General features: G+C 66.4%; 11 protein-coding genes and 1 pseudogene. 1 reads left to right on the forward strand and 11 read right to left on the reverse strand.

Features of this window, described 5'->3' with window-relative positions:
- Window positions 1-428, forward strand: a 428-nt coding sequence (locus JSE7799_RS02880; RefSeq protein ID WP_186201825.1) for a transposase, incomplete at its 5' end; no start/stop codon positions are given.
- A 44-nt stretch (window positions 429-472) separates the two neighbouring features.
- Here the strand turns inward: JSE7799_RS02880 and JSE7799_RS02885 are convergent.
- From JSE7799_RS02885 to JSE7799_RS02935, 11 genes and pseudogenes are all read right to left on the reverse strand, one after another.
- Entirely contained in the window at window positions 473-1621 is a 1149-nt protein-coding gene (locus JSE7799_RS02885; RefSeq protein ID WP_055662260.1) for a phage portal protein, read from the reverse strand.
- A 58-nt stretch (window positions 1622-1679) separates the two neighbouring features.
- The gene (locus JSE7799_RS02890) at window positions 1680-3023 is read right to left on the reverse strand and encodes a DNA-packaging protein (protein WP_245624783.1); all 1344 of its coding nucleotides are present in this window, start codon (window positions 3021-3023) and stop codon (window positions 1680-1682) included.
- Window positions 2962-3228 carry a hypothetical protein gene (locus JSE7799_RS21515; protein ID WP_186201826.1) on the reverse strand — a complete coding sequence of 89 codons (267 nt, stop codon included), beginning with the start codon at window positions 3226-3228 and terminating at the stop codon, window positions 2962-2964. Before JSE7799_RS21515 ends, JSE7799_RS02890 begins: the two co-directional genes overlap by 62 nt.
- A gap of 348 nt (window positions 3229-3576) precedes the next feature.
- Entirely contained in the window at window positions 3577-4737 is a 1161-nt protein-coding gene (gene mltG / locus JSE7799_RS02900; RefSeq protein ID WP_055662262.1) for an endolytic transglycosylase MltG, read from the reverse strand.
- Between the two features lie 20 nt (window positions 4738-4757).
- Complete coding sequence (gene fabF / locus JSE7799_RS02905) at window positions 4758-6011, reverse strand: beta-ketoacyl-ACP synthase II (RefSeq protein ID WP_055662268.1); 1254 nt, start codon at window positions 6009-6011, stop codon at window positions 4758-4760.
- Window positions 6012-6118: 107 nt separating this feature from the next.
- A complete protein-coding gene (locus tag JSE7799_RS02910; RefSeq protein ID WP_055662263.1) occupies window positions 6119-6895 on the reverse strand; it encodes an enoyl-CoA hydratase-related protein in 777 nt (258 codons plus the stop codon).
- A 73-nt stretch (window positions 6896-6968) separates the two neighbouring features.
- Window positions 6969-7430: a cytochrome c-type biogenesis protein gene (locus tag JSE7799_RS02915; RefSeq protein WP_055662264.1), complete on the reverse strand. Its 462-nt coding sequence runs from the start codon at window positions 7428-7430 to the stop codon at window positions 6969-6971.
- Window positions 7427-9397 (reverse strand): heme lyase CcmF/NrfE family subunit, encoded by a 1971-nt coding sequence (locus JSE7799_RS02920; protein WP_055662269.1) that lies wholly within the window; start codon window positions 9395-9397, stop codon window positions 7427-7429. Before JSE7799_RS02920 ends, JSE7799_RS02915 begins: the two co-directional genes overlap by 4 nt.
- 88 nt (window positions 9398-9485) lie before the next feature.
- Complete coding sequence (locus tag JSE7799_RS02925) at window positions 9486-10010, reverse strand: holin family protein (RefSeq protein ID WP_055662265.1); 525 nt, start codon at window positions 10008-10010, stop codon at window positions 9486-9488.
- Window positions 10001-10642, reverse strand: coding sequence for a holin-associated N-acetylmuramidase (locus tag JSE7799_RS02930; protein ID WP_245624784.1), 642 nt, complete (start codon window positions 10640-10642; stop codon window positions 10001-10003). Before JSE7799_RS02930 ends, JSE7799_RS02925 begins: the two co-directional genes overlap by 10 nt.
- A 225-nt stretch (window positions 10643-10867) precedes the next feature.
- Window positions 10868-11324 (reverse strand): annotated as a pseudogene (locus JSE7799_RS02935) (transposase); the annotation flags it as partial.

The following is an 11324-nucleotide window of genomic DNA, read 5'->3' on the forward strand; positions in this document are numbered from 1 at the left end:
GCTGCCAGTTCCATCTCGCGCGCAACGCCATTCATCACGCTCCGAACGTCGAGAGCCGCAAGCGCATCGGAGCCGAGCTGCGCACCGTGTGGAATGCCAGCACGCTCGCCAAGGCAGAAACGGCCTTGGCAGAGATCGTCGCCAGCTATCGCACCTCTGCGCCGAAGCTGGCCGCATGGCTGGAGGAAAACGCGCCCGAGGGGCTCGCGGTCTTCACGCTGCCCGAGCACCATCGCCGCCGGCTGCGCACTTCAAACCCGATGGAGCGATCCGTCCAGCAGGAGCTCAAGCGGCGCACCGTAAAGGTCAGGGTCTTTCCCAGCGACGACGCTCTGCTGCGACTGGTCAGCGCCGTCCTCGTAGAGATCGACGAGAAATGGGCCTCCGAGACCAAGGCCTACATCAAATGGGAATGCCAGGATGCATGACCCGCTCTCAGCAGAATTTCCAGACCGCAGGTTGCTCTATCCATTCACGCGCCCCCCTCGGGCGCAAGGCCCAGCATGCGCCGCTTCTCCTCCGCAGTCAGAAAGTCAGCCGACGCGATCCGTTGCCATTCGGCATCCCGCTCCGCCTGAAGTGCCGGCACCCGATCACGATCCACCGCCAGACCGACCGCCGCACCTGCGTGCGCCCCCAACCAGAAGGCCAGCGCATCGGCGACCTTTGAGACGAGCGGAAGCACCGTCAGCCGGTAGAAAGCCCGATTTGCCTCTACGTAGTTGGCGTAGGTCGCGTCGCCGGGAATACCCAGCATCATCGGCGGCACCCCGAACGCCGTCGCAATTTCACGCGCCGCGGCCTCCTTGGTCTTTTGGAACTCCATATCGGATGGGCTGAACCCCATCGGCTTCCAATCGAGCCCACCATCCAGAAGCATCGGCCGCCCCGCATTACGGGCGCCCTGATGCTGCGTCTCGATCTCCACCGAAAGGCGATCAAACTGCTCCTGCGTTAGCTCCTCACCGCCGTTCACGATCGCCCCCGAGGGCCGAGCCGCGTTGTCGAGCAGCCCCTTCGACCACCGAGAAGCCGCGTTGTGGACGTCGAGAGCCGTTGCCGCCGCCTGCATCGGCGAGAGGCCGTAGTGATCGTCCTGCGGATGGAAGGCGCGGACATGCAGCACCGGTGACACCTCGCCAACGACGAACCGATGCGCCCGGCCCCCGACGGTATAGTCGTAGGCAACTGGCCACCCATCGGCGCCGGGCACGACCGACATTCGGTCCGACCGCAAGACGTGCAGTTCGACCGGGAGGTCTCCCGCGCCTACCGCCTCGACGTAAGCGTTGCCCGAGAGCAGGTATTGTCCGAACAGCGCCTCAAGGAACTCGCCGCGTCCCTGCGCGCCGTTCGGCCTAGCCAGAAGCGAAAGGACGGGATGCACGTCCATCCGCCCGTCCACATCCGAGCACACCAGTGGCACCGCCGAGGCTGCCTCCGCAATCAGCTTCACCGCACGGAACCCGACCGGGTTCGAGGTGAACCCAACCCTCGTAAGTGTACCTACATCCCGCGGCGACCAGACCGGCCGACCCGCCGTTCCCATCGCGGCGACGCGTCCCGTGGCCGAGGCCTTCACCTCCGGCGCCCCGTCCGCTTTTCGTCCAAATCCGAACATCGCCCGTCCTCTTTGTCGTGCCAAAGAAAAAGGGCCCCGAAAGGCCCCGCTCATCTTGTTACAGCGTTCGTATTCGCGGACCGGACCGGGCGCGCCCCGGATCGAGCATCAATTCCCAAAGCGCCCAGACCGCCGCGTCCACCCGGTCCGGCGAACCGGACCCGCGATAGCCGGCATTTGTCATCCGGCACATCTGATCCTCCAGCGGCCCCAGCCCGCGCAGGTGGCGGACCTTGCCCTGTTCATAAAGCGCCGCCACCGGCTCGGCGCGCGCGCCCTTGCCATGCCGCGCCGTCACCTTGCGGTAGCTGACCTGCGGCGCCACCTGCCGCAGAACGGCCTCGATCATGTCGCCGCCCTGATTTCCCTCGGCCACGACACGATCGGCGCCCCATCGCTCATAAGCTCCCGCGACCGCCCGCGCCCATTCCGTGGGCGAGGCCGCCGACACCGTCGCATCTTCCAGAACATAGGCCCGCCAGTCGCGGACCGGCCCCTTCGTCACCGCCCCGACCACGACGATCCCTGTCTCGTCGGAGCCGCCCTTCGACGTCACCGCCGGGTCGACACCTACCACGATCCGGTCGAGTTCCGGCACCTCGTCCACCCGCATCGCGTCGAGCACGGCTGTCGTCCAGAACGCCCCCTCGATATCGTCGAGCAGGATACCATCCAGTTCCTGCCGCCCCATCCGTGTGCCGCCGTAGCGCTCCATCACCTCGGTCAGGAACCCGCGCGCCAGATTTGCACGGTTCGCCTCGGTCGGCGCATGGGTGCAGACCGTGCTCCGCCGCCCGAGAATGTCCCGAAGGATCGGGATGTTCTTCGGCGTCGTCGTCACCACCGCCTGCGGGTTGTCGCCGAGCCGAAGGCAGAACTGCAGCATGTCCCACGCCTCCTCCGCCCGCGGCCACTTGGCCAGTTCATCCATCCAAGCCGCATCGAATTGCGGCCCGCGAAGCGCCTCGAAATCATGCGCCGAGAAGGCCTGCGCCTCCGCCCCATTCGGCCAGACCAGCTTGCGCTGCATCGCCTTCCAGACCGGCCGCCGGTCCGGAGGAGAGCAGGCAAGTATCCCGCTCTCCCCCTCGATCATTACGGCCCGGACCTGCTCATAGGTCTCGCCCACCAGCGCCACGCGCCGCGCCTTCCCGGGCATCAGCGACCGCGATCCCTCGACCTGCGCGCGAACCCATTCCGCTCCGGCGCGGGTTTTCCCCGCGCCGCGGCCACCAAGTATCACCCAGGTTCGCCAGTCGCCCTCGGGCGGAAGCTGATGCTCCAGCGCCCAGAACTCGAACAGATAAGGCAGCGCCGCCAGCGCACCCTCGTCAAGTCCGTCAAGGAACCACTTCCGGTCCTTCGGCGTCGCGGATGCGATCGAGGCGGCGCCCGATCTCAAGCCGCGCGGCGTCGAAGTCGATCCCGTCTCCCCCGCTTTCCTGCCGTAGGACATCGTCCACCTTACCTTTCTGCTCCTGCGCGAACATGATCGCCTTGGCGAGTTCGCGGACGGCGGATGTCAGTTCCGTCGCCTTCACCCCCGCCGGCGGAGAGGTCTTCAGCTCTTCCGCCTTCTCCTTGAGCACCTCGAGAAAGGCGCTCATTCCTGTCACGGCCGAAGCCATGCATTCTTCCAGTTCGCCCACATTATTGTGGGTCGTTTTGACTGCCCTCGTTTCCATCCTGATAAGCTCCGTGCACGGTTGGATGCCTGGTCCGCACGATCCGAAACGAGAAAGGCGGCCGGGGTTGCCCCCGCGCCGCCTCGCCCACTTCTTCCAGCTTGCCCTAAAGATGTTTTTGAGCGTTCGGTGGGTCAATCCACTTTTTTACGTCCGCCTGAACTTTCTCATAAGACATTAAGAACGCTTCACACTTCCCAAAACGTGCGGCACCACTACCGCTAGGAAAGCCGCATTCCAGGCGCATTCCGGTCCGTCACGATTCGCCAATCACTGATCCGAAACCGCTCCGCGCGCCGCTTCGATGGCGCGCCATTCGGCGACGTTCTGGTTATGCTCGGCCAAGGTTTCGGCGAATGCATGCCCGCCGGTGCCGTCGGCAACGAAGAACACGAACCCGGTCTCCGCGGGATCGACCGCCGCACGGATCGCCTCGGCACTCGGATTGGCGATTGGCGTCGGCGGCAGGCCGTCGATCCGGTAAGTGTTGTATGGCGTCACACGGTCCAGTTCGCTTTGATAGATGCCCCGCCCCAAGGCGCCCTGCCCGTTGGTAATCCCATAGATCACCGTCGGATCGGTCTGAAGCCGCATTCCCTGTTGCAGCCGGTTCGTGAACACCGCGGCCACCATGCGCCGCTCTTCCGGCACGCCGGTTTCCTTCTCCACGATGGACGCAAGGATCAGCGCCTCTTCCGGACTGGCAATCGGCAGGCCCGGCGCGCGCGACGCCCAGGCATCGGCCAGAATTGCCTCCTGCCGCACCCGCATCCGCTCGATCAGGTCCGCAACATCCGCCCCCTGCGCCACCTCGTAGGTATCCGGCGCCAGCGTTCCTTCCGCCGGCACCGAAACTTCACCTTCCAAGAAATCCGCGCCCTTCAACCCCTCAACAATCTCCCAAGACGTCAAACCCGGCGCGACCGCGATCCGCCACGTCATCGGAATATCGCGATCCAGAAGGTCGGTGAACGCCTCTGGCACCGCCTCGCCGGGTGTATAGGTGGCGATCTCGACCGGATCGGGCCGGCCCGGCTGGCGCTCGCGCACGCGCACCTCCGGTCCCTGCGCACGCAGCACGTAAGTCACCGAGAACGGATAGACCGACGGCCCGCCCGCGGTGACGATGTCCAGCACCTCCGGCATCGATGCGCCCGCGGGTATCTCGTAGGTCCCGAACTTCAGATCGTCGTCGCGATCCACATAGCCGGTGCCGACGCGGAACAGGCTCGCGGAAGACACGACCCCCTGCGCCTCCAGCGCATCACTTACCGCACGCAGGCTTGCGCCCCGCGGCACCTCGAAAAACACCGCGTCAGAAAGCGGTCCCGGCGCGGCCCAGCGCGATGTCCCGATCTGGACGATGGCGGCGGCGCAGGCGATCAAAACGACACCCAACGTCAGCGCATTGGCTGCAATATGCTTCCACATCAGTGTGTTCTGACCCGAAGTTAAACTTTACTCAGAACGAGCGACGCGTTTGTGCCACCAAATCCGAAGGAATTCGACAGCGCCACGTCGATACGGCGCTTCTCCGCCACCTTGGGGGCAAGGGACATCGTCGGCTCGACCGCCGGATTGTCGAGGTTGAGCGTGGGCGGCGCGACCTGATCGCGGATCGCGAGGACGCAGAAGATCGCCTCGACCGCTCCCGCCGCCCCGAGCAGATGCCCGATCGCCGACTTGGTGGACGACATCGTGACCGTCGCCGCATGCTCGCCCAGCACGCGCTCCACCGCCCCCAACTCGATCGTATCAGCCATGGTGCTGGTGCCGTGCGCGTTGACGTAATCCACCGCGCCGGCCTCGATCCCACCGTTCTTCAGGGCCGCGCGCATCGCGCGCTCACCGCCCTCGCCGTTCTCGGACGGCGCTGTGATGTGGTAGGCATCGCCCGAAAGGCCGTAACCCCGCACCTCGGCATAGATCCGTGCGCCCCGGGCCACCGCATGCTCGTATTCCTCAAGGACCACGACACCCGCGCCCTCGCCCATCACGAACCCATCGCGATCCTCGCTATAGGGCCGGGACGCCTTGGCCGGGTCATCGCCCCACTTCGTCGAAAGCGCCTTGCACGCGTTGAAACCTGCGATGCCGATTTCCGAGATCGGGCTTTCGGCCCCGCCCGCAACCATGACATCCGCGTCGCCCAACGCGATGAGACGCGCCGCATCGCCAATCGCATGCGCCCCGGTGGAGCAGGCCGTCACGACGGCATGATTGGGCCCCTTGAAGCCGTAGCGGATGCTGACCTGCCCGCTCACGAGGTTGATCAGGGCCGACGGAATGAAGAACGGCGACACCCGCCGCGGCCCTCGTTCCTTGAGCAGAACCGCCGTTTCGGCGATGGAGGTCAGGCCGCCGATCCCGGAGCCGATCATCACGCCGGTGCGAAGCTTGCCCTCCTCGCCCGGGTTCCATCCGGAATCCTCGACCGCCTGCACCGCGGCGGCCATCCCGTAGAGGATGAAGTCGTCGACCTTACGCTGCTCCTTCGGCTCCATCCAGTCGTCGGGGTTGAACGTGCCGTCCGAGCCGTCGCCGCGGGGGATCTCGCAGGCATAGGTCGTCGCCAGATGGCTCGCATCGAAGCGCGTGATCGGCCCGGCGCCCGACTCCCCGTCGATCAACCTCCGCCACGTCGCCTCGACACCGCATGCCAGCGGCGTCACCATTCCCAGTCCCGTCACGACCACGCGGCGCATCTGCATCGGCCAAGCTCCCTAGATTGTCAGCGCGCTGTTACAACGCACGCCCCGGCGTCTCAAGGGACGGTGCGGCGAAGAGCGTGAAGGCGCTTGCGAATTTCGCCCTACCGCCCCTCGAATTTCGCCGGCCGCTTGTCGAGAAACGCCATCACGCCTTCCTTGAAATCGCGTGAATGGCCCGCCTCCCCCTGCAGCTTCGCCTCAAGCGCAAGCTGCTGATCCAGACCGTTCTCCCACGACCCGCGGATCGCCCGCTTCACATTCCGGTAGGCCACCGACGGGCCGTTCGCCAGATGCCGCGCACGCTCGGCCCAATGCTCCGCGAACGCCTCGTCGGGCACCGCCTCCCAGATCATGCCCCAATCGCTCGCCTGCCGCGCCGTGACCGGCTCGGCGAACAACGCCGCCCCCATCGCCTTGGCCGCCCCCATCTGCCGGGGCAGCCAGTAGGTCCCCCCCGCGTCGGGAATGAGCCCGATACGCGTGAATGCCTGCAGGAACACCGCGCTCTCGGCCGCGATCACCACATCGCAGGCCAGCGCGAGGTTCGCGCCCGCACCGGCGGCCGGACCGTTGACGGCGGCGACGGTCGGGATCGGACATTCGTAGATCGCCTTCAACAGCGGCTCGTATTCGTCGCGCAGCGTCCGTTCGAGATTCAGGCGACCGAGATCCCGCGCATCCCCAAGATCCTGCCCCGAGCAGAACGACCGCCCGCGCCCCGTCAGGACGAGGACCCGGGCCTCCTTCTCGCTCGACCGTACGGCATGAAGAATTTCTGCCCGCATCTGCGTGTCGAGCGCGTTCATCACCTTCGGCCGGTCCAGCGTCAGGGTCGCCACCCCGTCGCGTGTCTCGAGGCGGATCGTTTCATAGTCCATCGGGCAGCTCCTCATGCGGTCGCAGCCCACCTTAGCCAGCGCTCGCGGCCGCCGAAAGGCGGACGTCGCGACCTCAGCTTCGCTTGTCCTCTTCCTCTTCCATGAGGTCGGTGAGCTGCGCCTCTTCCTCGGGAGACAGCGCTTCGGGCGCGCTCTGCCGCCGTGTCACGGCGACCCCGGCGACCGCCCCGCCAATCAGAAGCAGCCCCAGAGGCGCCCCCCACAAAAGCAGGTTCGTCCCGCCGCGCGACGGGTCCAGCAGGATGTACTCCCCGTAGCGGTCGACGAGATACGACATCACCTCCGCGTCGGTGTCGCCCGCGACCAGCCTCTCGCGCACCAGAAGCCGCAATTCGCGGGACAGATCTGCATTGCTCGCGTCGATCGACTCGTTCCGACAAACTGGGCAGCGCAACTCCGCCGAAAGCGCGCGCGCGCGCGCCTCAAGCACCGGATCTTCGAGAACCTCGTCTGGCAGAACCGCAAGAGCCGGCGTCGCAAATAGAACCGCCAGCGCGAAGACGAGGGCCCTCATTCCGCCGCCACGCCAAGCGGCGCACGTTTGGCCGCACCCGCCGCCACCCTGTACCGCCGGTCACCCAGCGAAATCGCGCCGCCGATCGCCATCAGGATTGCGCCGCCCCAGATCCAGTTCGCGAACGGCTTGACGTAGACACGCACGGCCCAGCCTCCCCCCACCTGCGGATCGCCGATCACGGCGTAAAGGTCGCGCGTGAACCCGCTGTCGATCCCGGCTTCGGTCGTGGGCATCCGCGCCACCGGGTAAACCCGCTTTTCGGGATACAGCACGCCCAACTCCCGTCCGTTCTCGAAGGCCCGCAACGCGGCCCGCGTGGCGACGTAGTTCGGCCCCTCGACGCGCGTGACATCCGCAAGCTCCACCTCATAGCGGCCGACCTCCAGCCGGTCACCGACATCGAGCGCGGCAATCCCCTCCTGCTGCCATGCGGTGAGGGCGGCGACGCCGAAGATCGTCACGCCCAGCCCGCCATGCGCGACCGCCTTGCCCCAGTCGGCCCCCGGCAGCCGCATCAGCCGCCGCGTCCGGGCCCGCAGATCGCCCCGGCCCGTCCGCTGCATCAGGTCGACCGCCGCGCCCGCGACGAGCCAGACGCCAAGCCCCGCCCCGATCGGCCCACCGAGCGAGCGGCCCGTCTGCATCGCCCAGACAAGCCCCGTCACCGCCAGCGCAAGCCCCAGCGCAGGCAAGAGCGGCCGCAATACCCGACCCCGACCCCGCTTCCACGGCAGAAGCGCTCCGAACGGCAAAATCGCCGCAAGTGCCACGACGAAGGGCGTGAACGCCGCGTTGAAGAACGGCGGCCCGACCGAAACGGTACGGTCAAATGCCATTTCCGAGATGAGCGGCCAGATCGTTCCCACGAACACCACGAAGCACGACACCGCGAGCAGCAGGTTGTTCGCCACCAGCGCCGATTCGCGGCTGACCGTGCCGAACACGCCCCGCGCCTGCATCGCCGGCGCGCGCCAGGCATAAAGCGCCAGCGCCCCGCCCGTGAACACGCCGAGGATCGCCAGGATGAACACGCCCCGCTCCGGATCGTTGGCAAAGGCGTGCACCGACGTCAGCACCCCCGAGCGCACGATGAACGTCCCGATCAGCGAAAAGCCGAAGGCCAGGATCGCGAGCAATATCGTCCAGGATTTCAACGCCTCACGCTTCTCGACCACAATGGCGGAATGGAGCAACGCCGCGGCGATTAGCCAAGGCATAAAGGACGCGTTCTCGACCGGATCCCAGAACCAGAAGCCCCCCCAGCCCAGCTCGTAATACGCCCACCAGGATCCCAGCGCGATGCCGATGGTCAGGAACAACCATGCGGCAAGGGTCCAAGGCCGGACCCACCGCCCCCAAGCCGCATCCACCCGCCCCTCGATCAGGGCTGCCACCGCAAAGCTGAATGCCATGCTCAGTCCGACATAGCCGAGATAGAGAAACGGCGGATGAAAGGCCAAACCCGGATCCTGCAGGAGGGGATTGAGATCCTCGCCATTGAATGGCGGGACGGCCAGCCGCACGAAGGGGTTGGAGGTAAACAGAATGAAGGCGAGGAAAGCCGCGCCGATGCTGCCCTGAACCGCCAGAACCCGCGCGCGCAACGTCTCGGGCAGCTGCCCACCGAACCAAGCGGCCGCCGCGCCGAACAGCGCGAGGATCAGCACCCAGAGCAGGAGCGACCCTTCGTGATTCCCCCACACGCCGCTGATCTTGTAAAGAAGCGGTTTATCGGTGTGGGAGTTCAGGACCACCAGCTGCAGCGAGAAATCCGACGCGACGAAAGCGTAGGTCAGCGCGGCAAAGGCAAACCCGATCAGAAGAACCTGCACCGTTGCCGCGGGCGCTCCGACCGCCATCCAACCGCTCCACCCCCGCCACGCGCCGATCAACGGCACGAGCATCTGCACGATGGCCACAGCGAAGGCGGTGATGAGGGCGAAATGCCCGAGTTCTACGATCATGGGTCGCAGATACGGCATGACGCGGCCCGCGCCAATGGGCAGCGACCGGGGGTCGCGGGGCCGTGATCGGCCCCGCGCTTCGTCAGCCTCAGTACGTCGAGCCATGCCAGTCGCGCAGGGCCGGATTGTCGTTTGCCGGCGGAGCTTCGGCCTCCGGCACGGTCACGGGAGCGATCCAGGCGGAATGGACGGCCTCCGCGCGCGGCGCCGGAGGGTTCGGAGCGCGCCGGTAATGCAACTCCCGCGCGCCGAAATAGAATCCGACGATCGCGCCAAGCAGCCACCAAAGCGGATCGGGCACGAAAGCCAACCCCTCCATCCGCGCGGCAAAGCCCGGCGGATCGACCATCGCATAGACAAACAGGCCCAGCGTCCCAAGCGCCAGCATCGGCCGCGGCAGACGGTTGAGTCCATCGACGCAACGGTCGAACAGCCCCTGCCCCACGACCGAGAATTCCTCGCTCAACTGATCGAGTGCGGCTCCACGCGCGGCCGCGCCCAGCCGCTGTCCATCGCTCGCATTCGGCACGAAGACCTCCGAGACGCCGCGAACCGCGCGCCCCGCCGTTCCGATCATCGCGCTCACCGCGCCGATCCCCCCGATCATCCCCATGCCGCGACCCTCGCCCGGTGTTCTGCCGCAGACAGGTGATAGCGTGGCGAGATGAACTCCTCCGCCCGCGTAATCCACCCGCCCTTCCCGCCATCACGCCGCCGCGCGTATTTGCGCGACGCCGGCCGCCGGTCGGCCAGCGCATAATACCAGTTGCGCCGCGCAATCCCGTAGGCATCGGAGAAGTGACCGGGCGCCTTGGCCTGACACGCCCGCGCCGCCGTCGCGGTGCGCGGGCCGATCCGGCCGTCCACCACGATCGCATGGCCCATCTGGCAAAGCAGGCGTTGCAGGATCCGCACCGCGTTCGCCCCCGCATTGACCTGCATGTCGAAAACCGACGCATGAACCGTATCGGGCAGTGCGTCGATCCGCGGCCGCCGGAAGTAATGCTCGATGAAGATATCGACCGCACGGGATCGGGGCAGCGCCCGCACATCAGCCACGTCGACATCGCCGTCCCGGTCCAGATCGAGACCCAGCGCGCGCATAGTGTGGATCGTCACGCCGAAATTCGTCGCACCTCCGGGATCGTCGGGATCGTTGACGAACCCGCCTTCACGCGCGACGATTTCCTCTGCGATGGACCGCACCGTGCGCCCGACCATCGCCTTCAAACTGGGCTCCGCCATGACCCGCTTCCTTTTCTGCTCGAGGGGGATTGAGCGACGAAAGCTGGGCTTGAGCAGTTAACCCACATAATTCATGAAGCTGCGGACTTGTGCTCCGTGGGATGGTTTCCCCGGTCTCGGTTTTCTTGCGCGCACCCGGTGTTTGCGTCCGGTTGGCAGGCCGGCCGGTGACTTGGGTCTTGGGCGATACGGGTTGATGTTTCGGGGTTTGTCGGGGCGCATGCGTCAGGCTGTTTTCGGTGGGGCGAGGGCGTCGAAGAGAAGGAGGAGAAGTCCCTTTCGGGACACGATGCCGGCAGGGTCACGATGATCCGGGTCTTCTTTTCGACGATGGTGGCGGCCAGTTTGACGAGATGCAGCCGCAGCGTGTCGAACTGGGCGCGGCGCCACGGTGAGCGCTTCGGGCAAGCCGCGCGGAGCTTCCACCAGACCCAGTAGGCGCAGCCGTGCAGCATCAGACGCATCTGGTTGGCGTTCGCCTTCGAGCATGATGTCCGGTCTGATGCGAGATGGGTTTTCCACGCCTTGATGTGGTTCTCGGCCTGGCCGCGGGCGGAATAGAGCTTCTCGTAAAGGTGCTTGCCGCGACCGCCCTCGAGGTTGGTGACGACGTAGCGGGTGTCCCGACCCATGGGGCCAACCTCGACGCGGGCGATGACGCGGCGGGGTTTCGACCACGAGC

Source organism: Jannaschia seosinensis, from assembly GCF_001408515.1.
GTDB lineage: Bacteria > Pseudomonadota > Alphaproteobacteria > Rhodobacterales > Rhodobacteraceae > Jannaschia > Jannaschia seosinensis.

Coding starts and splice junctions, on each gene's coding strand:
- JSE7799_RS02885 (WP_055662260.1), bottom strand. CDS start 1,621: ATGTTCGGATTTGGACGAAAAGCGGACGGGGCGCCGGAGGTGAAGGCC.
- JSE7799_RS02930 (WP_245624784.1), bottom strand. CDS start 10,642: ATGGCGGAGCCCAGTTTGAAGGCGATGGTCGGGCGCACGGTGCGGTCC.
- fabF (WP_055662268.1), bottom strand. CDS start 6,011: ATGCGCCGCGTGGTCGTGACGGGACTGGGAATGGTGACGCCGCTGGCA.
- JSE7799_RS21515 (WP_186201826.1), bottom strand. CDS start 3,228: ATGAGCGCCTTTCTCGAGGTGCTCAAGGAGAAGGCGGAAGAGCTGAAG.
- mltG (WP_055662262.1), bottom strand. CDS start 4,737: ATGTGGAAGCATATTGCAGCCAATGCGCTGACGTTGGGTGTCGTTTTG.
- JSE7799_RS02925 (WP_055662265.1), bottom strand. CDS start 10,010: ATGGGGATGATCGGGGGGATCGGCGCGGTGAGCGCGATGATCGGAACG.
- JSE7799_RS02910 (WP_055662263.1), bottom strand. CDS start 6,895: ATGGACTATGAAACGATCCGCCTCGAGACACGCGACGGGGTGGCGACC.
- JSE7799_RS02920 (WP_055662269.1), bottom strand. CDS start 9,397: ATGATCGTAGAACTCGGGCATTTCGCCCTCATCACCGCCTTCGCTGTG.
- JSE7799_RS02915 (WP_055662264.1), bottom strand. CDS start 7,430: ATGAGGGCCCTCGTCTTCGCGCTGGCGGTTCTATTTGCGACGCCGGCT.